Source organism: Desulfosporosinus sp. Tol-M2, from assembly GCF_059735615.1.
This window is the reverse complement of sequence record NZ_JCAIJG010000046.1, coordinates 1-24,342: the sequence shown is the minus strand read 5'-3', so window position 1 is coordinate 24,342 and position 24,342 is coordinate 1. Positions and strand designations below refer to the sequence as shown.

Sequence of the window (24,342 nt, the reverse complement as noted above, 5' to 3'; positions counted from 1 at the left end):
GGGGTTTTTGCACTAGAATCACAATTATACTACCGTTTAAATATTTGTAAACATTTTAGCGAAAATGGTATGCTCCCTTAGAGGTAGACAGATAAAATAATAAAAATCTGTTACTGGAAAAAGAGCATTGAATGCCGTTAGCTGAAGCCTGACACTTGCATACATCTATCATTATTATGATATAATATTAACATATATAGTGATAAAGGAGAATGATTATGCCTACAATCAAACCTATTTCCGACTTAAGAAATAATTTCAATCAAATATCTGAAATCTGTCACAATGATGGTGAGCCAGTCTTTATCACCAAGAATGGTCAGGGCGATCTTGTTGTTATGAGCATGGCCTTATACGAAAAACAACAAGCTCTCTTAGACCTCTATCAAAAACTTGGTGAAGCCGAAGCTCAAAGCAATTCAGGCGTTGAACGGATTTCCCATAAAGACTTAATGAAAGCTTTGAGGAAAAAGGTTAATGGATAAGAAGTATCACGTTGAGTATCTTCCAATCGCCAAAGAAGATTTATTCGGCATATTCGGGTATATTCAGATTGATGATCCTTCAGCTGCACAGAGCTTTCTTGATCAAGTAGACGATGCAATTTCTAGACTCGAGACCTTTCCCTATATGGGGTCAGTTCCGAAAGATATTCGACTCATGCATCTAAATTATCGTGTTCTAATAATAGGAAATTACCTTGTCTTCTATGTTGTACTAGGTGAAATAATTGAGATCAGGAGAATCCTTCACGGAAAAAGACAATTCAGCTTCTTGATATAGCTCCGAAAGCCAGATTTCAGCTAACGTTTCGCACGAACGTTTTCGCCATTCCCGCAGCGTCATATACATTCATATTTTCTAAGTTGCGGGAATGGACGTGTTATAGGACGTTATCACCTTAAGATAATGCTTGAGCAAAGATTGCACAATAATCTATTTTCGCATATAATATGAATGTGAGAAATTCATATTTTCTACAGTGAGGTGATTATCATGTTAACTGAAATTAGAAGTAGATCCCAAATAACTATTCCATCTGAAATTATTAAGAAACTAAATCTAAAACAAGGTGATACTTTAGATGTTGATATTGAAGGTGATCAAATTGTCCTTCGTCCAGTTATTGCAATCCCTAAAGATCAAGCATATTTTTGGACGAAAGAATGGCAATCTGAAGAAAAACAAGTTCAGTCTGATATTGAAAACAACAAAATAAACTTTGCCAAATCAAAAGATGAGTTATTTGAGGATCTTGGCCTATGAGGTTCTATTATTCAGACCTCTTTAAGGAAAAAGTAAAACTATTAAATCCAAATGTTAAGGAGGCTTTAAAAGGCAAGCTTGAATTAATGGTTCAAAACCCCAAACACCCTTCACTCAGAACCAAGAAAATTAAAGGATCCTCTGATATTTATGAAGCAAGCATTACGATGAATTATCGAATGACATGGCAATATTATCAAGATGGTATCCTTCTTAGAAATGTCGGCGAGCATGATAAGACTCTAAAAGATCCCTAACGACTTAAAATTAAGCTCCGAAATGATAATGTCAGATTTACGTCCCGTGAATTCCCGAAGTCTGGTTACTACGTTCATATTCTCTTAGATTTTGGGAACACTCTGTTGTACTAAACCGCTGCGCGGTGGCTTTTGAAACCATACTTTACTTAGTTTCATGATATCATCTTTTCAGTTTAATCCTATTAAATTTGAAAGGATGATTTTTTATGTCTCAGCACTCCCAAGCTCTGTCATCTCATCTTCAAGCTATGAAGTTCGAGATGGAACTTCGAGGCTATTCTCCACAAACACAGAGTCATTATCTCTGTCATCTAAGGCAACTTGAAAAGTACACTAATAAGCCTGCCCTCCAAGTATCCCCTGATGAACTCAAACAATTTCTTCATCATCGAATTAAGTTAGGCATTAGCTACAGTAATATCAATATTTCCTGCAATGCGTTTAAAATCTTTTTCAACAAAGTACTCAGTTACAACTGGTCAGACGACGTTATTATCCGTCCTAAACGACCTAAATCGCTTCCCCACGTTCTTTCCAAAGACGAGATTCTTTCCATTATGGATCAGGTACTTTATCTTAAACATAAAACGATTCTCTTAACCACGTATTCTTCAGGCCTACGCATTAGCGAAACGCTTAATCTCCGCATCTCAGACATTGATTCGAAGAATATGTTGATCCGGGTTAATCATGGTAAAGGCAACAAGGATCGTTTTACAATTCTGTCCCATGAAAACCTTAAAATGCTCAGGCTCTACTGGAGATTTTACAAACCTACTGACTTGCTTTTCCCTGGTCTCGTTGAAGGTAAACCCATAGCCGCTACGGGCATTCAACATGTCTTTAAAGTGGCTAAAGACAAGGCTGGTATCACAAAACCCGCGACGGTCCATACGTTGCGCCATTATGTAGAGCCCCAGATTATGGAGAGTATAACACAAAAATCTCCTAGAACAGCTTAATTTATGTGAAAACACTCCCCATAATTTTTTACTCGCATAGTGAATTTAACCATCTCATTAAGTTGCCGTCTTCCTCCCAGTTTGGTAGTCCGTGAGGCACTAAATCCGGATACGCATTTTCAATAGCTTTGCGTTTCATCTCACTGTCTGCCCGGGCATATATTTCGGTTGTTGAACAATCACTATGACCAAGGAAATCCCGGATATATATCAAGTTAACTCCTGATTGAAGCAAATGCATGCTTTTGCTATGCCGGAATATATGGGGTGTGACTGGGAATCGAACACTAAAGTCACTGCTGTTTTTTGCTTCTTTTACGTATTTATTGATGATATAAGATATTCCCCAACGAGATAATTTTTGGCGTTTCTGGTTAACAAATAAGAAATTTTCAACATCTGCCATGCCTGAACAGCTTTTTCGAGTATCCAGATAGGAACTAAGCAGTGTTTTGGTGTTACTCATAATTGGAACCTGACGAATCTTGCTTCCCTTTCCATGCAGAGTGATGACTGCAGGGTCCATAAGGCGGATATCTTTAACTTTTAGATTGATGAGTTCGTCAACTCGTGCCGCTGTGTCATAGAGCACTGACAAAAGAACCAAATCGCGGAATCCATCCTTTGTGGAACTATCCGGTTGGGATAAAATAATCCGCATCTCATCGCCAGTCAGATAGGATACTAAGTGCTTTGGGCTTTTCTTGTTTGGAATCGCTAATATCTTTTGGGTTTCATAGAGGTTTTCCGGAAATTCTTTCTGGGTATATCGGCAGAAGGAATGAATAACGGCCAATCGATGATTCCTGGTAGGTATGGAACAGCCTCGCGCTGTCTCAATCCATTCTAAGAAGCCCAGTACAAGTTCCTTAGTAAGCTGAGCCATCGTAATTCTCTCAGGAGCTAGTCCTTTGCAGGTTTCACAGTAGGTAAGGAACAGCTTGAATGTATCCCTGTAGGCAGCAATCGTATGGGAGCTTACGTTTTTCTGACCGGGAAGGTACTGAGAGAGGAACCCGGTAAGGTATCTCGGGAAGTCACTTTCCCTCATATTTGCCGTCCCCCGTTCGGAATAACATATCCAAATTCCGCTTCCGTTCGGCTGATCAGATCAGGATACAAGTCTGCTGTAAGCCTCAAATAATATTGGGTTCCCCGAAAATCGGTATGTCCCATATAGGCTGCTAGATAGGGCAGGACTGTCATAAGTTCCGCACCGGAGAGTACCCATTTTTTTAGACAACAGACAGCGAAGGTATGGCGAAGGTCGTGAACCCTTGGCCCGGCGGACGTATGCGGAATGTCCGCCATAAGCAGATAATCCCGAAAACGACGGTAAACGGCACTTTTATCTGTTCTGTTTCCAGTCATACTGGGAAACAAGAAGGAGTCGTCCTTATTGAACCTGTGGTACGTATCCAGCAGAAGCTGTATTCGTTTGGCCAGACTCTGTGCAATAGGGACAAACCGATCTTTATTATTCTTGGCATGACGAATGACGAGTACATTTTTCTCAATGTCGGTGTCCTTAAGCTGCAGGTTCAGTGCTTCTGAGACTCGTAAACCACTTCCATACAGAAGACGGAACAGTACCGGATCCAGCACGTTGCGGTTGTTTGTTCCTTCCAAGGGGTAGGCATCCACTGCCATAAAGAACTTATGCAACTGCTTTTTCGTAAATATATAAGGAATATGAGAATTCCTCTTCATGGAGGCGGATTTAATTATGGGTATATGAACTGAATATCCATGCCTGCTAAGGAATTTGGCAAAATCCCTCATAAGGATTTCCTTTTTGTAGTGAGTACATGGTTTTTCAAATTCACCATAGATATAGCGGTCTAGCATCGGCTTTGTAAGATGGATTCCGCTGTATCCGTTGTAATAGCAGTAAGCATCAAATCGTTCCAATTCTCTAGTCTGTTTCTTGTACTTGAAGTTAGTCATTTTTTTCTCCTGGATGAATGTACGGAGAAAGTCCTTCAAGTCACTTTTCCATTCATAGATTCTTCTCATAGGCTCACCTCATCCGGATCAAGAGCACATCGGCGAAGGCCTGAAAGATCAATCTTTAAATGGAGGCTTGTTGTATTTATGTTCTGGTGGCCAAGCGTCTCGGAAATAACAGGGAGCGTTGCATTGCTCTCCAGCATATTCCTTGCTAGCGTGCTTCGCAACGAATGCAGTCCGCAGTGGACATCGAGAGGTATATTCAGCCCAGCCTTGACCATGTAACGATGCAATTCTCTGTGGAAACTTTCGTTCTCACCAAAGGCGTCGAATGGTGCCCGATGGCGAACAAATACCCTATCGCTTGAGGTCTGGGGACGTCCGTTCTTTAGGTAATCAATGATCGCCCAGCCAATATCCTCAAGAAGAGGAAGCTCAAGCGGCCGCTTCGTTTTCTGCATACTGATGCTTATGGTCTTCCGTTTCCAGTTGAGGCTAGAAAGCCTCAATCCGCGAAGGTCGCTGACACGCAATCCGAGCCGGACAACTATCAACAGAATGGCATAATCCCGTTTTCCTTTTGGATCTGCCCGATCAACTGCCCCTAGCAGTTTCTTCACATCTTCGGTGTTCCATGAATAAGGAATAAATGCATTGCGCATCGTCCTAACTCGAGGCAGGGATTTAGAGAGGTCTTCCTTTGTAAATGCCTGCTGATACAGGAAGAAGAGGTAATTACGCATAACATACAGGATAGTGCTTACATATTTAGGTTTTGCGGTGCTGTAATTTCCTGGAAATTTTGTGACCTCAGAAGGAGTAATATCTAAGGAGCTCTTAATATTTTCGTCATTAAGGAAATAAAGAAACTTATGTAAGATATTATTATTGCTCACGATGGTCGAGCCAGCGTAATGACGTTCTTCATAGGATTCCTGGAAAAGAAGGTATTCTTCGTTAAAACCTTCTGGACACTGAAAGTCGGAAATCTTTGACCGCATGTAGAAGGATATGCTCCCGGTCTTCATGTATACGAGTAGGTTCTGGACCGGTTTCATAAATATATTGGTCTTCCTGTCACCTCGCCCATAAAAACCGTCCATTGATGTTCCGGTACGGTTACGCACATACTCAAGGCCGACTTCCTCATTCAATGTTACGTAATTATTGGATTGCATGAACCTGAGGAGGCCATTATACACGCCCCGATGAACCTTGAGAGTAGTTAACGCATACCCTTGCTTTTCCTGAAGTAAAAGCACTTGATCCATAATCTGTTTCAAATCGAGTAGTTCATCCATAATAATCATCCTTTCTTTTCTAGTTAGGATGATTATGAAGTATTATGGTAAGTGATCCAATAAAAAAGACCTACAATTGGTCAAATCATAACAACACTCTCCATAATCTGGGGCTCTACATAATGGCGATTATGGGGAGCTCTCCATAAACGCCATAGTTTTGCCTCACATCTTCTTGAAAATAATACTGACACAACGCATCGATTCAAATTCTTATGGGACATAACAATATTTCAACGACCTCTAAATATATCCATCTTTCAACTCGGCATATTTCCTCAGTGAAAAGCCCTCTTGACGGATGTGATTCAGATGCCTGAACTTCAGGATATTTTTAAGTCCGTTCGTCTTAAACGTCTTTCTCCGGCTCAGGCCAAAGCCTTTCATATAATTCGACATTGCAGAACCTCTACTCTTGGTTCCCATGCCCAAGTTTGCATGGAATGTGGTGTTAAGGAGGTTTCCTTCAATTCCTGTCGTAACAGAAATTGTCCTAAATGCCAGCATTCTGCTCAGCAGGAATGGGTTGAGTCTCAGATGTCCGAACTTCTACCCGTCGGTTATTTCCACGTCGTTTTTACCCTACCTCAGGAACTTAACAGCCTTGTTTTGCAAAATCAGAAGCTTCTTTATTCCATCCTAATTAAATCAGCAGGCCATACGCTGATGGAACTGGCTAAGGACTCTAAATTTCTTGGAGCCATAATTGGCGTTACTTCGGTCCTCCATACTTGGGGACAGAATCTGTCCTTTCATCCCCATGTGCATTGTATCGTTCCTGGAGGGGGGCTTTCCAATAATGGTCTTCATTTCGTTCGGTCGAGCAAAAAGTTCTTTATTCCGGTTAGAGTTATTTCCGAGAAGTTCAGAGGTAAGTTCCTCGACCTCCTCAAACAAGCCTATGATAATGGGGAAATTGCTTGCTTTAACGAGGCCGCCAAACTTACGTTAAGAAGCAATTTCCTTTCCCTTGTCGACACCTTATATTACAAGAATTGGGTTGTCTTTTGCAAGAAACCGTTTAAATCTCCTGGGCATGTTGTACGTTATCTGGGACGCTATACTCACAGAGTTGCTATTAGTAACTCTAGAATTCTGGCGTTTGACGGTCAATCGGTTAGTTTTGCCTGGAAGGACTATAAGGATAGTAATAAGTCTAAAGTTATGACTCTGGATGCAGCTGAGTTTTCCAGACGGTTTCTTCTTCATGTTCTTCCCGATCATTTTGTTAAGATCCGGCATTATGGTCTCCTCAGCAGCCGTAATATTAAGTCAAAGCTTTTTAATTGTATAGGCTTACCGGAAACAAACCCTTACCTCTAACTGTTAAAGTCCAGAAAAAAATTAAAACCTGCCGTTCCTGTGGAGGTACTCATATTATTACGATTCTTATTCCATATTCCTCGGCTACGGCCTCAAGTCCATGAGCACTGTGAAACTGAATAGTTTCGGAAAACTACCCACTTTGGGGAGGGGGTAAGTCTATTCATTTTTAAGGGCTTTACCAGGTATTTTCAACCCTAAAAGGTAGATTCTCCTATGTAATGTCTTTGTCCAAAAAATTTATGCCCAAATAAAAAAGATTGAATTCCCATAATGATCGAGTGTCGCTCGGCAGACGGTTCAGTACAACATGAGATTCATGAGGTTCTGTACCCTGCACCGAATAATTACGTTCCTTTAAGCTATTGACTTTAATCAATAGCTTTTTCTCTTTCTATGAACCTCATGAATCTCTAGAAGTTAGGCGAAGGCTTTGGCCCAAAAGAAAACCCCGGGCAAATTATGTGTTCTCCCAAGGTTGTAGTTTCATATTATTTAAATCTCTTGCCGCATGAATTATAGCCAATACAAGAATTGATTCATCACTTAGTTTGTATATTAACCGATAGTTATAAAAAACGATCTCTCTAATCTTTTCATCTTCAACTTCAGGAACTTTTCTTCCCAGATTAGAAAAATTAGAGAGTTTTTCAACCATCTCTATAATTCTGCCAGTAAATTCTATAGCATAATATTCCGAATCTCTTTCAATAAATTCTTTTATACCTTCTAAATCAAGTACAGCCGACTCTGACCATTCAATTCTCATTTATTTAATATCCTCTTCTTAACATCTTCATGAGAATATACCTTTCCATCCTCTGCTGCTTTCAGGGACAGATCGATTTTCTTTTTAACATATAATTGGTACATTATATCATCCAAAGTTGCTTGATCGGGTAGATTCTCAATTATTTTTATGACTGCATCCTTTACTTGACTCATAAAATTCACCTCTTCAAAAAGCATTATTACTTATAGTATACATCAAAAACAAACATTCTACAGATAGTCCCCAAATAATGTCTTTCACCAAAGCTTTCTCCTAACGTTTCGCAGGTTCCCGCTGCGTCCTAACCGCATTCATCACCCTCTAAGTGGCGGGAACCTGCTATTGTACTAAACCGCTGCGCGGTGGCTTCCTTTACCTCCAATTTTACATCAATGATATCATCTTTAATGGATAATTCTAGTTATTCAGAAAGGATGATTTTTTATGTCTCAACATTCCCAAACGCTGTCATCTCATCTTCAATCTATGAAGTGAACCTCATGAATCTCTAGAAGTTATCTGAAGGATGCCGAACCCAGACCTAGAGGTTGCCATGGACGGCAACCCCTAGAATATTAGGTTCGCAAATTCACATCTACAAATTCCGCATTTTCAACATTGCCAATTTCATTAAGATCACTTTGTAGTTGTCCATCTGCATTGTAGAGTTCAATTGATTCCAAATCTGATTGGGTCGATGAATATATGATATATGCCTTATCCACGTCCTCCTTTATGACTTCTCCATTTTTAAACTTAACAACAATATATTGAATTTCTACCGGTTTCTTTGTATTCGACTTTATGTCTAATTTAGTATTATTGAAATTCCCAAAAACGATGGTCTTATTTTCATAATCCAACTTATTCGCAATAAAACACATGCTAAGTGGCATAACACCCTGTGCATTCTTTTCTATTACTTGCTCCTTGTTTATGAGTAATAATTTTGTATAGGCATGTCCATCCCCAGAATACTTTTTGGCTAAAACTAACATCTTGTCATCCATTGGTTTTTGAGCCAGGATCTTCAATTCGCCGTTATTTAACGGTTCAAACTTCTTATAGTATAAGTCAACTCTCTCGCTAATCGATTTATTTGCAGATTGAGAGCAACCTCCCAAGATGAGCAAACCGATAACAGCAATACATATCCCATATATTAATTTTCTATTCAGTCTTTTTAACTCCCTCAAAACGCTATCTCCTATCTTTCCCGCGCGCCATGAATGGCACGCCCCTCGGGCATCAAAATGAAAAGAGCCGTATTAAAGTCCTTTTAGAAAGAGATTATGCCGTCTTTCCTCTCCAATGCTGGTCTCTTCCCTATGCCCTGGAAAAACCCTGGTCTCATCCGGAAGAATCAGAAGTTTTTTCTCTACACATTTAAGGAGCAACGCTCGAGCGTATGCCCCGCCCGGAAAATCTGTGCGGCCGATTGATCCGGCAGAAAGTGTATCTCCACTGAACAGCCCTTCATCGCTTAAAAAACAAACGCTGCCTGGAGAGTGGCCGGGAGTTGTAATCACTTTTAATTTTTTCTTGCCAATAGTCAGCTCTTGCCCATCTTGAAGATCAAAATCCGCGCTCTCAAGAACGACATTCATGCCAACCTTACAGGAAAGATTCTTCTTGGCATCGGTGAGCATCTCCGCATCGCCTGCATGAATCCCCACTAAAACATCCTCTCCCAAAAGTGCTCTTAGCTCTTCCACTCCGCCGATGTGATCCACATGCCCATGGGTCAGCAGAATATACTCTACCTTGAGGTCCTTCTCTAAAATCCAGCGGTAAATATTTTTGGCATCTCCTCCCGGGTCAATGATCGCTGCTTTCCTGCTTTCCAAACAAGCAAACAGATAACAATTTGCCCCCAAGGTGCCCATAGCTCGCCCTTCAATCATTAATAATCACTCCTCAACCTAGAATCTTAGGAAGGGATTATAGCGTTTTTCCGCTCCAATGTTGGTTTCTCCCATATGCCCTGGGAAAACCCTGGTCTCATCCGGAAGAATCAGAAGTTTCTTCTCCACACCTTTAAGGAGTAAATCCATTGATCCTCCCGGAAAATCTGTGCGGCCGATTGACCCGGCAAAAAGCGTATCTCCACTAAACAGCCCTTCATCACTTAAGAAACAAACGCTTCCTGGAGAGTGGCCGGGAGTGGAAATCACTTTTAATTTTTTATTGCCAATGGTCAGCTCTTGCCCATCTTGAAGCAGAAAATCCGCCCCCTTCAGAACGACATTCATCCCAACATTCCGGGAAAGATTCTTTCTTGCATCGGTGAGCATCCCCGCATCAGCTGCATGAATCCCCACTAAAACATCCCCCAAAAGTGTTCTTAGCTCTTCCACTCCGCCGATGTGATCCACATGTCCGTGGGTAAGCAAAATATATTCTACCTTTACGCCCTTCTCTAAAACCCAACGGTAAATCTTTTTGGCATCTCCTCCAGGATCAATGATAGCTGCTTTCTTACTTTCCAAACAAGAATACAAATAGCAATTTGCCCCCAAGGCACCCACAGCTCGTCCCTCAATCATTTACAATCACTCCTTCTAAAATTTCCTTTCACTATCCATAAGTAATGTTACCGGTCCATCATTGATCAGCTCCACATTCATCTGAGCTTGGAAAACTCCTGTTTCTACCTTCATCCCCCGGCTGCGCAGTGCTTCCACGCTCCGCTCATACAAGGCCTTGGCGGACTCCGGCGGTGCAGCGCTCGTAAAGCTGGGGCGTTTCCCCCTTCGGCAATCGCCATAGAGCGTAAACTGAGAAACTACCAGGATTTCACCGCCTACATCATGAACGGATCGGTTCATTTTCCCTTTATCATCTTCAAATATCCGAAGATCCACGAGTTTATCAACCATCCAGTTTACATCTTTTTCTCCGTCGTCTTGTCCGACAGCCAACAAGACCAAGAGCCCGGCGGAAATCTCCCCCACATTTTCTCCATTCACTGTGACTGATGCCCTCTTTACGCGCTGAACCACACTACGCATGATTACTTTCCTCCTGAATGAATCCGTTCGACATCCGTAATGTTTTTGACCTTACGGATTTTATTCATTACCATTTTAAGCTGTTCGACGTTCCGGATCTCGACACGCAACTGAATATGCGCAATTTTATCTTTTCCAACCCGGGCATTTATCCCTAAAATATGGGTATGTGTTTCTAAGACCGTGTTCATTACATCGGTAACCATGTGATCCTTGTGCTTCCCAAAGATTTGAATATCAACGGGATAGGTAGCATCAATCTGTTCGTCCCACATTACCTCCACCATCCGTTCACGCTCTTCCTGAGAGTGACTGAGGATATTACTGCAATTCCCGCGGTGAATAGAAACCCCACGTCCCCGGGTAATATAGCCAATTATGTCGTCTCCTGGCAAAGGATTACAGCACCGTGAGAAACGCACCAACACATTATCTACTCCTTTAACCCGAACCCCGCGGGAGGCTTTACCATAATGGCTCGGTTTTTTCCCCTCCCCTTGTTGAAGTGCGGCAAGGAGCATCTTATCCCGTTCTTCCTTAGCCAGTTCCTCACGTGAGCGCCCCAGGACCTTATTGAGACTTAGTACACCGTCTCCTATGGCGACGTACAAATCATCCAGCCCTGCAAAATTTTGGCTCCTGCTGATTGCTAAGAGGCTTTCCTGTTTCAAGACACTGCCTGGATCAAGTCCAAGTTTACGGACCTCACGCTCCAGACTTTCACGACCACGAGCGATTTTATCTTCCCGTTGCTCCTTCTTAAACCATTGACGAATCCTATTCTTTGCTTGAGAAGTTTTAACAAAAGCTAACCAGTCCCGGCTTGGCGCCCCCCCTTGCTTCGACGTAAGAATTGTTAGAATGTCTCCATTAGTTAATTTCGTCTCGAGTGAAACGATCCGGCCATTAATCTTCGCCCCAATACAACGATGCCCAACATCCGTATGGACACGGTAAGCGAAGTCAACCGGACAAGAACCGGCTGGCAGTTCAACCACATCCCCTTTAGGAGTAAACACAAAGACGGTATCTGAAAATAAGTCAATCTTTAGGGATTCCATAAATTCTCCGGCATCCGGGGAATCATGCTGCCACTCCAGTAACTGGCGTAACCAAGAAAGCTTTTGCTCAAAGTTAACGCTCGCTGCTTTGTTGCCAGCTTCTTTGCTACCGCTTTCTTTGTACTTCCAATGCGCAGCAATGCCGTATTCGGAAGTTCGGTGCATTTCAAACGTCCGGATCTGAATTTCAAAGGGTTCACCGTTAATCCCGATGAGTGTGGTATGTAAAGACTGGTACATATTGGGTTTGGGCATGGCAATATAGTCTTTAAAACGCCCTGGTATCGGTTTCCATAAAGTGTGGATGATTCCCAGCACCTCATAACAATCATTGACCGAGTTAACAACCACTCGAATCGCCGTTAAGTCGTAGATTTCGCTCAATTCTTTGTTCCGGGTCGTCATTTTACGATAGATGCTGTAAAAGTGCTTAGGACGGCCGGCGATGTCTGCATATATTTTAAATTCATTCAATCGTTCACGCATTTGAACAATGACTTCATTGATATAAGATTCACGTTCCTGGCGTTTCAGAGCTATCTTTGCAACTAAATCATAGTATTCCTCAGGTTTCAGATATCGAAATGAAAGATCTTCCAACTCCCATTTAATCCTAAAAATTCCGAGACGGTTAGCCAAAGGGGCAAAAATTTCCAGAGTTTCTTGGGCAATTTCTTTTTGTTTTTCGATCGAATGATATTTCAAAGTACGCATATTATGAAGGCGATCGGCCAGTTTGATGAGAATAACGCGGATGTCCTTGGCCATTGCCAAAAACATCTTGCGCAAATTCTCCACTTGCTGCTCCACCTTACTCTTGTACTCAATCCGTCCAAGCTTGGTCACTCCATCAACAAGCAAAGCAATTTCTGAACCAAATTCCTTTTCAATATCTTCAATCGTATACGATGTATCTTCCACAACATCATGAAGCAGGGAGGCAGCAATAGTAGCCTCATCCATTTCCAGTTCAACTAAAATCCGGGCGACTTCAAGGGGATGGAAAATAAAGTCTTCCCCGGAGTTTCGATGTTGATTCCGATGGGCAACTTCAGCAAATCGATAAGCCTTGTCTATAATTTCCAGACGTGCCTGTGGGGATTTCTTCTGCAGTTTTTCCCTTAACTCCGCGAAGGACATTGGCGAACTCCTCTCCTCCACATATACCCTTGGTTAATGTTCAATACAGCTCTTTACCCATTTTTTTCAGTGTAATCATTAATAGTTCACTTTGGAACTTTGATGCTCTGTTTACGCGTTCTTTTGAATTTCGGTAGCGTAAAGAAGAGTCGAGATCCAGCTTGCTCTGAGCAGGAACCCATTCTAAAGCAAGCTCACCCGTTCCCCCAAGGCAACGAATAAGCCCCAATTCTTCAAATATTTTAAGGGCGATCCGTTCAGAACTTGAGATCTTTGAATCGCATCCAAAGTGAAAGGGGTTAACTATTTTCGCTCTGACCAACAGATCCCTGTAGATCGGGATGAGTTCTGTGCGCGCTAAGGATCCACACCGCCGGCGAACTGTTTCCTCATGGACACTTTGAAACTCTGCAAGCGCAATGCGTTGTATTCCCAATTGTCTCAGTTTCTCTATCCCTTTCCTAAAATCCTCTTCCGTAAGTGGGAGCCCAAGAATCAACCCAAACCCCTCTCCCTGATTAAAATGAGCTAGCCTGGCATGAGAATTTTCTTCTGAGGTACGTTCGTTATCATCAGCATTAACCCAGTACCGAAGGCTCGGCTCGCATCCGGTGGTTGTGTCCCAAACCCATATTAACTCTTTATTAACAGGTATTGGCCACTCTTCACGGCTTAATTTACGCCAGTCCAGCCACACAGTCTCCGGTTGATCCAGTGTCACTGCAATTTCCCGACAAACGTTGTTATTGTCTTCTTCTCTTATTGAAGATCGGTCCTGCCAATTCGCTTTAGCCTGTATGTCTTTAATAATTAATTGTATTGTTTCTCGCCCACGAAAGAAACTCCAATCTAAGGAAAACGCTACATCCAATGTTTTTTCACAGTTTAACTCATTTATACGTTCTCCTAAGCGAAAAGCAATCCCTTCTTTTTCTCCCTGAGATCCGAAACGAAATTTTAGATGGCTACGCTCCTTGCCTATCGCACTGATGGAATATACAGGCACCCCAAGGCAAGCCAGAATCGGCCCAGGGTTGCCAAAACCAAAGGGTGCCATCTGTCCGAGTTCATGGAGCAAATCTCCTGTCACTGCATCAAGAGAAACGAGACGATCAATTTTCAACTCTTCTTGAAATAGGGTTTCCGCAAAAGCCGTAGCTTCTTTATTCAATCCTGCTCTAAATTGTTCAATATTTTCTGTACGTATGGAAAATCCCGCAGCTGCCCGATGCCCGCCAAACTTAGTTAAGAGATGAGCTTGTGTTGTCAGTTGCTCCAACACAGGGTAACCTGAAATCCCACGGGCCGAGCCCTTGGCTTCTTCCCCCTCTTCAACAATCATAAAAACAGGACGATAATAACGTTCCGCCAAACGAGAGGCCACGATCCCAATGACCCCATGATGCCAATGGTTTGACGAAAGCACTATTATTTTAGGCAAGGGCTTCTGCTCCACCAAAGAAATCGCTTCAGCCAGAATCTCTTTCTCTGTTTTCTGACGCGCCTGATTTTCCCGGGTTAAAAGACGAGCAAGCTCACCGGCACGCTCTAAGTCTTCCGTTAAGAGAAGTTCCAGTCCTGCCCGCGCACTGTCCATTCGCCCTGCCGCGTTAATCCGAGGGGCAACAATAAAGCCGATTTGGCCTGCTTTAAGAGGTTTACCCCTTAGACCGCACTCCTCGAGAAGAGCCTCCAGTCCGGTATGAAGCGTCTTTTCCATCTGAAGAAGTCCATAATGGACAAAAATGCGATTTTCTCCAACCAAAGGGACTATATCTGCAATCGTCCCTAAAGCCACCAAATCCAGGAGTTCTAGTTCAGAGTGTATACCCACTTCACTATTTCCAAAAGATTGTAATAAGGCTTGGGCTAATTTGAACGCCACGCCTACCCCGGCTAGATCGCGAAAAGGGTATCCTGAATCCTTAACTTTGGGGTTTAATAATGCGAATGCATCCGGTAAAATCTCAGTTGGATCATGGTGATCCGTAATAATGACATCGATATTTAGGGTGCGGGCAAGTGCAACTTCAGCGACCGCCGTAATCCCACAATCGACCGTAATCAGGACACTCACACCGGCCTTTGCGGCACGTTCAATGGCTTCGAGATTCAATCCATACCCTTCGTCCTGGCGGTTAGGAATATAAGAGACAGCTTTAACACCCAAATTGCTAAGAACTTTGTATAACAAAGCAGTGCCTGTAACCCCGTCCACGTCATAATCTCCATAGACAAGTACTCTTTCCTTATGCTTTAAGGCCAATGACAATCGCTCGCTCGCTCGCAACATATCGTGAAAACAAAACGGTGAGTGCAAATTCAAAAGTGTAGGGCGCAAGAACTCAATAGCCTCTTCAGGCTGGGAAAAACCCCTCTGAGCCAAAATATCAGCGACGACCGGAGAAATCCCCAGGCAATTGTGGAGTGCTGCCGACATTCGTCCGAATAAATGTTGCAAAGACCATATTCGTTTCACGATTTACTCCCCCTAAACTCGATGCATGAGGCGCGGAGCGCGATACACGACATTTGACTTTCGAACCTCGCTTAGTGACCTTCGAGCCACACGCATCGTGCTTCGAACCCCTCTTAGTCATCTGTTATCTGGCTTCTAGCCTCTGATATCTGGCCTCCGGCCTCCGACCTCTGATCTCTGTATCTGGCAGCGCTGACAAAAGGGAGCTAGCCCTTCTTCAACAGGACAAATCACATTCCTGGTACTGCAAGGTTCTGCGTGAATCAGAATATGAGTCCCACTTAGTCTCAAGTTAATTTCTTGTTCAATCAAGTCACACAGTTCATGAACGTCAACGACTGAAGTGTATTTTGCAACCACCAAATGTAAATCAACATGCCTTTCCGCTCCAGCTTTGCGAGTGCGTAGTTCATGGAATTCCACAAATTTCTCCGCATGGAGTAGAAGGACCTTGGCAATAATTTCCTTTTCCTCATCCGGTAAGCTGACATCAACAAGGGGCGAGAATGCTTTCTCCGTCAAATCAAAGGAGGCCTTGATAATCATTAAGGCGACAAAAAGCGCGATGATCGGATCTAAGATGATCCAACCCGTAATCTTAATTAAGAAAAGACCAAGGAAAACACCTAGAGACGTATAAACATCTGTCCTCAAATGCAATGCATCCGCTTCAAGCGCCACAGAATCAGTTTGTTTTGCTACTCGCATTAATTTAGTTGATACAATCAGGTTCATAATCCCGGAAACTCCCATGATGAGTAAGCCTAAGCCCAATCCCAAGTCACCGACATAGCCGCCTTCGCCGCCAATAATCACCTGAACCTTTCGAATCGCTTCGACGATAATCAAAAGCGCTGCAACGAATATCAAAGCAGCCTCTATCGTGCCGGATACATTTTCTATTTTCCCGTGTCCGTAAGCATGGCGGGAATCGGCGGGTTTCCCTGATTCCCTCACCGCGAAAAGTGCAATGAAAGCCGCAAGCAGATCGATTCCGGAATGAATACCTTCTGACAAGATACTAACTGACCCACTGGCTAAACCAATCACCACTTTGGCAAGCGTTAATAAAGTATTCGAAGCGACAGATAATGAAGCCACCTGTGTCTTCTCCCCCACGATTTAACTCTCCTCACCTTCCATGGAAGTTTCCGCTAAAATATGAGGACAACTTGGCTGACGCCAAGCTTTCCCATTTCCGTCAGTGGTGCTGCATGGCGCATGGGATTTAGACCGGCATACAAAAATAGGACTCCTTTAAGGAAGTCCCGCGGATTACTCCGCTGCCTCAATACTTTGAAGCCCAGCTATTTGCCTGACAATAATAATTTATGTTTAAGATATCAAATATTGCACCTAAAAGCAAGGTTTTTCTCTACCAGAATTAGAGTGGATTAAAGTGTTAAGATGTTTCCGTAGATAATCCATCCAATGCCTAGGATCAGACGCAGAATCGTTGGAGCAAAGCTCCAAAGAACCTGACTTTTTTTATCTTTAGGTATAACGCCTGTTCCGACCACCATAGCCCAAAGGATGATGCCTGCAATAGGTGTGATGAAAGCACCAAAGAGAACTAAACTAATTAATCCTCCGACTAAACCCGTTACAACCTGGCTTTTATTTGCAATTCGCCCAACAACCAGCAGGAGTAAGACGCCTGCAATTCCACCCAGAAGAAGGGGGAACTCCCAACGCCAAAACTGCTCTAATTCATGTACAAAAAAGTTAATCCCGCTTAACACAACCGTTGCCGCAACGGTTCCCCTAATACCTCCAAAAAAAATCATACCGGCGGAAAGAAGTAGTACGCCCTCAATTAATACGAGAAATATAAATCCCAAGCAACCTCCCTCCCCCGCCAACACTTCCCTGCTAGTATAGCCTAAAAAAATCCAACCTAATCTCTAATAAGATTTTAGCCTTATCACTTTCCAAAACATAAAGAGGATCCCTTTCAACCGGGATCCTCTACCAGATTGTATTTTCAGACGTTTAGAAGATTTAGAATACGATACCCATCGCGATGAGCAACAGAATAATCACGACGACAATTGCGATTCCTGCGCCAACGCCACATCCTGCTCCAGCTGCACCAAACATAGTTTTAACCTCCCTTTATTTTACTTTTTTCGTCAATTTAGAATATTACTCCTAAGGCAATTAAGATCAGAATTGCAATAGCGATAATTCCTACGCCTACACCTACGCCGACAGGTGCACATACTGGTGCAACTGGTGCGCATACAGGTCTGCAACAAGCCGCGCCATAACCGGTCGCTGCCCCTACTCCGTATCCGTACATAGTTACTCCTCCTTTATCCCTTTAATCAAAATAATTTAAAACCAAGATCTAAAATACTTCCTTGCTTCTTCAACTTAGAATATTACTCCTAAGGCGATTAAGATCAGAATTGCAATAGCAATAATGCCAACACCAACACATGCTCCGACTGGCGAAACAGGTGCAACAGGTGCACAACAACCCATTCCATATCCGTACATGGTATACCCTCCTTTAATTTTTCTTGTCATAAGAATTTTAGAGCAAGCTCTAGAATACTATTCCCATTGCGATTAGCAGAAGGATAATCACAACCACGATTGCTATTCCAGGTAAAAAGTTCGGTTTACATCCACATTCTACGCCGTCAACGACATCAACAACGCCTGCGCCATATGCCATACTAAACAACCTCCTACTTCAAAACTGAATATTTCTGGGCTCACAGTAAGTTATGTCAAAAGAATAATAAATGTTAATATTTTCCTTAGAAAATTTAATTTTCCACTAAAAGACGCTCTCCGGTTCGTCCGAAGAGCGCCTTTTAGGTGAGAACTAATAGTTTGGATTTTGCATGCGTCGCGAGAATTCGTCCATCCCCATAGATGCATAGCAATATACGCGCCGCACGTGCCATGCATCCGCCTTAACGTCTGCCCATCCCCGTTCTGTGGTAAGGGCCATTCTATACCCCGACTCTTTCAACGCCTGCACAACGTTGGCATTTAGATCTCCATAAGGGTAAGCAAAAAAATTCACCGGTTGCCCCAACTCTTTTTCTAATTGTTCCTTAGAAGAGTTAAGTTCACTTAACAAGGTTGGAGAATCGATTTTTGTTAAATAAGGATGATTAGTAGTGTGGCCTTCGATTTCCCACCCGTTTGCAACAAGCTCTTTGAGCTGCTTGCTTGACATAAATCCTTTTCCATTAATATAGCTAGTAACCATGAAGATCGTGGCTGTAAACCCATGCTTAGTTAAAATGGGAAAAGCGGTCGTATAATTATCTGCGTACCCGTCATCAAAAGTAATTACAAAAGGTTTTGCAGGGAGAGTCCCCCCCTTATATAAAGCTTGGTATAACTGTTCCAAGGAGACGCTTTGATATCCTTTGTCCTGCAAATATGCCATTTGAGCTTCAAACTGTTCAGGAGGCATTCTTAATTCATTTTCATTTTCTTGCATAACGGAATGGTAATACAGGATGGGTACAGCTTGAGCTTCTTGCACGCTTGATGGTCTGGAAAGATTGTTTGATAATTCATCCTGGGATATTTCATTTGATGAACTGATCGTAGTTAATTGAGTTTGGGCGGTGGGGCTCGATAGTGGTCTGGTACACCCACTACTTCCGAATACAAGGAAAACGAAGAGGAGTGCTCCAATAATCTTCTTTTCCATCGTTTACTCCTTTATCTACCCTTAAGACTCCCCCTTCTATAAAGTGGAGCTCCTTGCTGCGCTTCGATGGGGGTAGACTCCGACTTTGCCGCTAAGTATTCCTCTTGGGACGTGCAGCTTCGGCGATACTCTCCACCGGAGACTATCGTCACCGAAGTCTCAATGTTCAGCTTAAGTCGAAATTATTAGAGATTAAGCGCGGACCGCCTTGCCGCCTTTACGCGGTTTCTTCTTCATATGGGTCTTAACTTCCAAGAGGATTTGACTAGCGATAAAGATCGAGGAATAGGCTCCCGTAAATACCCCTATCAGCATAGCCAAAGAGAACATTCTTGTAGATTCTCCGCCAAGGATAAATACCGATAGCAGGGCGATCAGTACCGTGACGACCGTATTAATGGAACGGCGCATGGTCTGCCAAATGGATTTATCCACCATATCCTCATAGCTGTCTGAACGTCTCATCTTAGGTTCGTTCTCGCGAATGCGGTCAAAGATCACTATGGTATCATTAATGGAGTAACCGACGATTGTCAAGACGGCCGCCACAAACGTGGCATCGATTTCCCATTGGAACAACGAGAAAACCCCGACAACCACTAAAACATCGTGAAAAAGAGCAAGAATCCCGGAGATAGCAAAGACAAACTGGAATCTGAACGTAATATATATGATCATCATTCCCATGGCAATCAACAAGGCATAAATAGCATTACGGGTGAGTTCCTGCCCCATGGCAGGACCTACCAGGTCTTCTTTAACGCTCATTTTGTCAAACGTTCCCACCTTGGTTTCCAAAGCAGCCAGTAGTTCTTTACGCTTATCTTCGTCAAGCGCCCCTGTACGAATCAACGCAGTTGTATCGCCATCGGACAATTGCACAGGCCCTTCAAGTCCAACCGATTTCATCGTATCTGATATTGCACTCTGCGTCACGGCCTTATTGAAGGTCACGTCAAGCATGGTTCCGCCTTTATAATCAATTCCCAGGTTTAGCCCCTGCATGATGAAGGAAATAATTCCCGGGATAATAATTAGCAAAGAAATAGCAAACCACCAATAGCGTTTCTTAACAATGTTAAAATAGAGGGGATGGATCTTTTTTACTTCATCGTATGTAGCTGGATGCCCTTTTTCCATTATCCATCCCTCCTAACACCAAACCATGTCGTCTTCATTTTTGGACTGATACCCACAATCAAGCGTAATACGAATCGGGTAAATGTAATCGCGGTAAATAAGCTTACAAGAATCCCGATGCCCAAGGTGAGCGCAAATCCTCTGATGGAACCGGTTCCAAAGATGTACAGGGTTAGCGCAGCGATAAGCGTCGTCACATGAGCGTCAATAACCGTAATGAAGGCCCTGCTAAAACCGGATTCTACGCCTGCCCGCAGCGATTTCCCAGCCCGAATTTCCTCTTTCACTCGTTCATAGATAATGATATTAAAATCGACGGCCATCCCAATCGAGAGAATAAAACCGGCGATCCCTGGCAGTGTCAATACCACTCGAAACATCCAAAAAACCCATAGGACGATGAGTCCGTAGACGATTAAGGAGAAATCAGCTACAACCCCTGGTAAACGGTAGAAGACCAGCATAAAGAGAAAAATAAAGATTAGACCGTAGAGTCCGCCCTGAATGCTCCGGTTTAACGAGTCAACGCCCAACGATGCTCCCACCTGACGTTTCTCGGCAATGCTCATGCTCACGGGCAAGGAACCGGAGCGCATGAGGACGGCATGATTTGCCGCCTCATCCAGAGTAGCATAGCCGGTAATCTCCGCTTGGCCGTTGAGGATTGGCAAATATACTGTTGGATTTGTCAAAAGTTTATCATCTAGATAAACGCCCAGCCTTTGACCGACTAACTTGGTCGTTATATCAGCAAACTTTTTGGACCCTTCAGATGAAAATGATAAATTAACGACATAGGCGCTTGCATTGGCTGGGTCTTGCCCTCCCTTGGCGTCTTTAAGATCCGCCCCTTCTATCACAACATTTCCCTGGGGATCTCTAAAGGTCAACTTGGCAGTTGTTTTCAGAATATCCACAGCTTTATCCGGGTCAGTAACCCCAGCCAGATCGATAACCACACGTTTCTTATTATAGTCAGCTTGGACTAGGGGTTCGGATACCCCCAGCGCATTAACCCGATTCTCAATAATCGCTTTTGCTTTGTCGATATCATCTTTCGTAATTGGAGCGCCTTTGTTATCTTGTTCTGCTTGCAGTACCAAGTGCACTCCGCCGCGCAGGTCAAGTCCCAAAAGGATACCCTTTGCGGGATCCACAAGGGGTTTAATCGATAGTGCCACGGCTGCTGCAACAAATAATACCAGCACTGCCAGTTTAATGATGTTTCCCCGTCTCATCTGCTTTCCTCCCTTTTATGTATAATGGGACTTACCCATACCATCCATCGTCATAAACTCTCAAGATTGCAATGTCAACCTTATAACGGGAAAAGTACCACTTGCTTTTATAATACTTACTTTTAATCCAAGACTCCCACTTCTGGAAGTGGGAGTACCATGCTCCGCTACGGTGAGGGTAGACTCCTCCTTCGCCGCGAAGTTTTACTTTTACGCGGATTTAAAGCTATTATCAATCAGCTTTCTCGGGGTCAATCTCACGATTTACTACGCTTAAAATTCCAGTTTTAGCTAATTCAACCTCAACTTTATCCGCTATGAGCAAAATTACGGAATTTTCCTTCACTTTTGTGATTTTACCATAGAATCCCCCTGCTGTAATTATCTGATCCCTTACACGAATACTACTGAGTAACGCCTGTCGTTCTTTTGCCTGTTTCTGTTGCGGTCGGATCATGAAAAAGTAAATGATCCCGCCAAAAACCACAAAATATAGGGCTATGGTCATTGTTGATTGGTTCATTTTATTATCCCCCTTTATATAATCTTACTTTATATAATCTTAAAAACTATTCTCCATGACACGGCTAAAATCCTTCTCAAGTGGCGCAGATTAGGAGACTTACTCCATGGAATTACCCTACTCAAAGTTTAGTTTAACTTATCCATTAATGTAAGTCCACTTATTTTCAGCTGAAAAACCCTCGTTCTTACCTCCGGTTTCCGACCTCTGACTTCTGCCCTCTGGCCTCCGGCTTCTGTTAAACGTATCCGTAATCTGAAAAACACATTTGTCGGTACTCCGGCAAACGGTCGTCCTTAATCGCCTCTCGGATTTCTCGCATTAAATTCTGAAGATAACGCAAATTATGAATGGTCATTAAGCGGAGACCCAAAATCTCTTCCGCCTTGATCAAATGCCTTAAATATGCCCGTGAATAGTTGCGACACGTATAACAATCGCAGGTAGCATCAATTGGGCCAAAATCATGCGCGCATCCTGCGTTGCGAACAATAACTTTGCCATACCGGGTCAGCGCAGTTCCATTACGAGCAATCCGCGTAGGAAGCACGCAATCAAACATGTCAATCCCCCGCATAACCCCTTCAATCAGGGCATCCGGGGAACCAACCCCCATAAGATAACGGGTTTTTTCTGTTGGAAGTAAGGGAACCGTATAATCCAGGACCTCATACATCATTTCTTTTGGTTCACCGACGCTTAAGCCCCCGATAGCATACCCTGCTAAATCCAGTTCTGTGATTTCAGCTGCACTTTGACGGCGCAGATCTTCATACATACCTCCCTGTACAATCCCAAATAAGGCTTGAGAGTCTGTCGTCGTCAATGTTTCCTTGCATCGTTTCAGCCAACGTGTAGTCCGCTCTAAAGAATCTTTGGTATATTTATGGGTGCAAGGATACGGTGCGCACTCATCAAAGGCCATCACAACATCGGATCCCAGAGCCATCTGCACCTGAGTCGCAATTTCAGGGCTTAAGAATTGACAAGAACCGTCGATATGCGAACGAAATTCTACGCCACTTTCCTTAATTGTGCGCAAATGCCCCAAGCTAAATACCTGAAAACCGCCACTGTCTGTCAAAATTGCTCCATCCCAGTTCATAAAACGATGAAGTCCGCCCGCTTCCCGAATTAACTCATGCCCTGGACGCAAGAATAGATGATAAGTGTTGCTCAAAATAATCCCTGCCCCAAGCTCTTTAATTTCCTCCGGGGTTATAGTTTTCACTGTCCCCTGCGTACCAACCGGCATGAACACCGGCGTATCAATCACCCCATGCGGCGTATGCAATTTCCCCAAGCGTGCCCTCGTCCGAGAATCTTCTTTAATTATTTCCAAATGAACCGCGCTCAAACCCTTCACTTCCTTCTTGTGATCGAGGCACGCAGTTCGAGGCTCGATGCTCGATGTCCGAAAACCAAAGTCCGAGGTCCGAAGTCTCAAGTCCGAATCTCAAGCCACACGCCTCGTGCCTCGCGCCTCTCAGACAATAAGCATGGCATCCCCTATGCTCACGGGAAGCAGGATGAGCATTATAATATGCTCTCCCAGTCGCGTCTACCATGTAGAACACGGGCGATGTTAATTGTATTTTTACTTTTATTCACGGTATAGAATATCAGGTAATTATCAATCGGCAGCTTCCGTATTCCTTTCGCTGCCAGATATTTATCCTGGACAAGGCTATAACGCTCCGGCATTTCCTCCAGAGCCGTCATAGCCTCCTCTATTCTTGCAAGCTGTTTCAACGCTGTAGCAGGCTCTTTCAACTCGTATGAAATATAGTCTGCAATTCCATCAAGGTCCGCTTCGGCAGCTTCTGCGATAACCATACTATATGTCTTCATTTTCTTAGCCTGCCTTCTATCCTTGCAAACACTTCTCGTGCAGGTTTCACACGGCCATTTTCAATATCATCCAATCCCTTTTCGAGCATGGCGTACAACTCAAATTTTCCAACAAGCCTTTCATATGTCTCAATGCTCATAACTGCAAGGTCCCCTGAGCCGTTCTTAGTGATGTATATCGGCTCGTTATATTTATGGCAAAACTCCGAAATCTCATTATAGCTGTTTCTCAAATCTGAACTTGGTCTAATGGCTGGCATTTTATCCACCTCCATATTTATTATACTCAAATTTTATCGAAATATTGATATGTTGTCAAGGAGAGGGTAGCTTTTAAATACCCTCTTCCTCGCGGCTTAGCCATTTTTAAGAAAAACCTCGGC

The 24,342-nt window shown here is 43.2% G+C and carries 28 protein-coding genes and 1 pseudogene; 6 read left to right on the top strand and 23 right to left on the bottom strand.

Features of this window, described 5'->3' with window-relative positions; translation table 11 throughout:
• Positions 1 to 218: 218 nt before the first annotated feature.
• The 5 genes from AC6I5A_RS03110 to AC6I5A_RS03090 all read left to right on the top strand — a co-directional run bounded on the left by AC6I5A_RS03110 (position 219) and on the right by AC6I5A_RS03090 (position 2,488).
• Positions 219 to 485: a type II toxin-antitoxin system Phd/YefM family antitoxin gene (locus AC6I5A_RS03110; RefSeq protein WP_034611590.1), complete on the top strand. Its 267-nt coding sequence runs from the start codon at positions 219 to 221 to the stop codon at positions 483 to 485.
• On the top strand, positions 478 to 783 hold the full coding sequence (locus AC6I5A_RS03105; RefSeq protein WP_034611589.1) for a type II toxin-antitoxin system RelE/ParE family toxin: 306 nt from the start codon (positions 478 to 480) through the stop codon (positions 781 to 783). Before AC6I5A_RS03110 ends, AC6I5A_RS03105 begins: the two co-directional genes overlap by 8 nt.
• Positions 784 to 996: 213 nt before the next feature.
• Complete coding sequence (locus AC6I5A_RS03100) at positions 997 to 1,266, top strand: AbrB/MazE/SpoVT family DNA-binding domain-containing protein (protein WP_052167859.1); 270 nt, start codon at positions 997 to 999, stop codon at positions 1,264 to 1,266.
• Positions 1,263 to 1,523 (top strand): hypothetical protein, encoded by a 261-nt coding sequence (locus AC6I5A_RS03095; RefSeq protein WP_034611587.1) that lies wholly within the window; start codon positions 1,263 to 1,265, stop codon positions 1,521 to 1,523. The genes AC6I5A_RS03100 and AC6I5A_RS03095 overlap by 4 nt, the downstream gene beginning before the upstream one ends.
• A gap of 209 nt (positions 1,524 to 1,732) precedes the next feature.
• Positions 1,733 to 2,488 carry a tyrosine-type recombinase/integrase gene (locus AC6I5A_RS03090; RefSeq protein WP_052167858.1) on the top strand — a complete coding sequence of 252 codons (756 nt, stop codon included), beginning with the start codon at positions 1,733 to 1,735 and terminating at the stop codon, positions 2,486 to 2,488.
• A gap of 28 nt (positions 2,489 to 2,516) precedes the next feature.
• Here the strand turns inward: AC6I5A_RS03090 and AC6I5A_RS03085 are convergent, their stop codons facing one another.
• The 3 genes from AC6I5A_RS03085 to AC6I5A_RS03075 are packed head-to-tail and all read right to left on the bottom strand — an operon-like array spanning position 2,517 to position 5,739.
• Complete coding sequence (locus AC6I5A_RS03085) at positions 2,517 to 3,539, bottom strand: site-specific integrase (protein ID WP_034611586.1); 1,023 nt, start codon at positions 3,537 to 3,539, stop codon at positions 2,517 to 2,519.
• The gene (locus AC6I5A_RS03080) at positions 3,536 to 4,504 is read right to left on the bottom strand and encodes a tyrosine-type recombinase/integrase (RefSeq protein ID WP_034611585.1); all 969 of its coding nucleotides are present in this window, start codon (positions 4,502 to 4,504) and stop codon (positions 3,536 to 3,538) included. Before AC6I5A_RS03080 ends, AC6I5A_RS03085 begins: the two co-directional genes overlap by 4 nt.
• Entirely contained in the window at positions 4,501 to 5,739 is a 1,239-nt protein-coding gene (locus AC6I5A_RS03075) for a tyrosine-type recombinase/integrase (RefSeq protein ID WP_052167857.1), read from the bottom strand. The genes AC6I5A_RS03080 and AC6I5A_RS03075 overlap by 4 nt, the downstream gene beginning before the upstream one ends.
• A gap of 312 nt (positions 5,740 to 6,051) precedes the next feature.
• Between AC6I5A_RS03075 and AC6I5A_RS03070 the strand changes: the two are divergent.
• Positions 6,052 to 7,166: pseudogene (locus AC6I5A_RS03070) on the top strand (IS91 family transposase).
• A gap of 356 nt (positions 7,167 to 7,522) precedes the next feature.
• Here the strand turns inward: AC6I5A_RS03070 and AC6I5A_RS03065 are convergent.
• The 20 genes from AC6I5A_RS03065 to AC6I5A_RS02970 form a co-directional block, all read right to left on the bottom strand.
• A complete protein-coding gene (locus AC6I5A_RS03065; protein ID WP_034611584.1) occupies positions 7,523 to 7,831 on the bottom strand; it encodes a type II toxin-antitoxin system RelE/ParE family toxin in 309 nt (102 codons plus the stop codon).
• A complete protein-coding gene (locus AC6I5A_RS03060; protein WP_034611583.1) occupies positions 7,828 to 8,007 on the bottom strand; it encodes a hypothetical protein in 180 nt (59 codons plus the stop codon). The genes AC6I5A_RS03065 and AC6I5A_RS03060 overlap by 4 nt, the downstream gene beginning before the upstream one ends.
• A 402-nt stretch (positions 8,008 to 8,409) precedes the next feature.
• Positions 8,410 to 9,030, bottom strand: coding sequence for a hypothetical protein (locus tag AC6I5A_RS03055; protein WP_497900451.1), 621 nt, complete (start codon positions 9,028 to 9,030; stop codon positions 8,410 to 8,412).
• A gap of 72 nt (positions 9,031 to 9,102) precedes the next feature.
• Complete coding sequence (locus AC6I5A_RS03050; protein WP_034611582.1) at positions 9,103 to 9,738, bottom strand: MBL fold metallo-hydrolase; 636 nt, start codon at positions 9,736 to 9,738, stop codon at positions 9,103 to 9,105.
• 18 nt (positions 9,739 to 9,756) lie between these two features.
• A complete protein-coding gene (locus AC6I5A_RS03045) occupies positions 9,757 to 10,380 on the bottom strand; it encodes an MBL fold metallo-hydrolase (protein ID WP_034611581.1) in 624 nt (207 codons plus the stop codon).
• 15 nt (positions 10,381 to 10,395) lie between these two features.
• On the bottom strand, positions 10,396 to 10,845 hold the full coding sequence (gene dtd / locus AC6I5A_RS03040) for a D-aminoacyl-tRNA deacylase (protein ID WP_034611580.1): 450 nt from the start codon (positions 10,843 to 10,845) through the stop codon (positions 10,396 to 10,398).
• 2 nt (positions 10,846 to 10,847) lie between these two features.
• Entirely contained in the window at positions 10,848 to 13,046 is a 2,199-nt protein-coding gene (locus AC6I5A_RS03035) for a RelA/SpoT family protein (protein WP_034611579.1), read from the bottom strand.
• A gap of 40 nt (positions 13,047 to 13,086) precedes the next feature.
• Positions 13,087 to 15,525: a single-stranded-DNA-specific exonuclease RecJ gene (gene recJ / locus AC6I5A_RS03030; protein ID WP_497900450.1), complete on the bottom strand. Its 2,439-nt coding sequence runs from the start codon at positions 15,523 to 15,525 to the stop codon at positions 13,087 to 13,089.
• A 135-nt stretch (positions 15,526 to 15,660) separates the two neighbouring features.
• A complete protein-coding gene (locus AC6I5A_RS03025) occupies positions 15,661 to 16,644 on the bottom strand; it encodes a cation diffusion facilitator family transporter (protein WP_034611577.1) in 984 nt (327 codons plus the stop codon).
• Between the two features lie 275 nt (positions 16,645 to 16,919).
• Positions 16,920 to 17,366 carry a hypothetical protein gene (locus tag AC6I5A_RS03020; RefSeq protein ID WP_034611576.1) on the bottom strand — a complete coding sequence of 149 codons (447 nt, stop codon included), beginning with the start codon at positions 17,364 to 17,366 and terminating at the stop codon, positions 16,920 to 16,922.
• Positions 17,367 to 17,662: 296 nt separating this feature from the next.
• On the bottom strand, positions 17,663 to 17,827 hold the full coding sequence (locus AC6I5A_RS03015; RefSeq protein WP_034611575.1) for a hypothetical protein: 165 nt from the start codon (positions 17,825 to 17,827) through the stop codon (positions 17,663 to 17,665).
• A 74-nt stretch (positions 17,828 to 17,901) separates the two neighbouring features.
• Complete coding sequence (locus tag AC6I5A_RS03010; protein WP_497900449.1) at positions 17,902 to 18,027, bottom strand: hypothetical protein; 126 nt, start codon at positions 18,025 to 18,027, stop codon at positions 17,902 to 17,904.
• A gap of 49 nt (positions 18,028 to 18,076) precedes the next feature.
• Entirely contained in the window at positions 18,077 to 18,208 is a 132-nt protein-coding gene (locus AC6I5A_RS03005) for a hypothetical protein (RefSeq protein ID WP_034611574.1), read from the bottom strand.
• A 153-nt stretch (positions 18,209 to 18,361) separates the two neighbouring features.
• A complete protein-coding gene (locus AC6I5A_RS03000) occupies positions 18,362 to 19,207 on the bottom strand; it encodes a polysaccharide deacetylase family protein (RefSeq protein WP_034611573.1) in 846 nt (281 codons plus the stop codon).
• Positions 19,208 to 19,399: 192 nt separating this feature from the next.
• Positions 19,400 to 20,347, bottom strand: a complete 948-nt coding sequence (secF, locus tag AC6I5A_RS02995; protein ID WP_034611572.1) for a protein translocase subunit SecF — start codon at positions 20,345 to 20,347, stop codon at positions 19,400 to 19,402.
• Positions 20,347 to 21,585, bottom strand: coding sequence for a protein translocase subunit SecD (gene secD / locus AC6I5A_RS02990; protein ID WP_034611571.1), 1,239 nt, complete (start codon positions 21,583 to 21,585; stop codon positions 20,347 to 20,349). Before secD ends, secF begins: the two co-directional genes overlap by 1 nt.
• Before the next feature lie 232 nt (positions 21,586 to 21,817).
• Positions 21,818 to 22,108: a preprotein translocase subunit YajC gene (yajC, locus tag AC6I5A_RS02985; protein ID WP_034611570.1), complete on the bottom strand. Its 291-nt coding sequence runs from the start codon at positions 22,106 to 22,108 to the stop codon at positions 21,818 to 21,820.
• 238 nt (positions 22,109 to 22,346) lie between these two features.
• Positions 22,347 to 23,465: a tRNA guanosine(34) transglycosylase Tgt gene (gene tgt / locus AC6I5A_RS02980; RefSeq protein ID WP_034611569.1), complete on the bottom strand. Its 1,119-nt coding sequence runs from the start codon at positions 23,463 to 23,465 to the stop codon at positions 22,347 to 22,349.
• 179 nt (positions 23,466 to 23,644) lie between these two features.
• Positions 23,645 to 23,959, bottom strand: coding sequence for a type II toxin-antitoxin system RelE/ParE family toxin (locus AC6I5A_RS02975; protein WP_034611568.1), 315 nt, complete (start codon positions 23,957 to 23,959; stop codon positions 23,645 to 23,647).
• Positions 23,956 to 24,219: a type II toxin-antitoxin system prevent-host-death family antitoxin gene (locus AC6I5A_RS02970; RefSeq protein ID WP_034611567.1), complete on the bottom strand. Its 264-nt coding sequence runs from the start codon at positions 24,217 to 24,219 to the stop codon at positions 23,956 to 23,958. The genes AC6I5A_RS02975 and AC6I5A_RS02970 overlap by 4 nt, the downstream gene beginning before the upstream one ends.
• Positions 24,220 to 24,342: the final 123 nt, after the last annotated feature.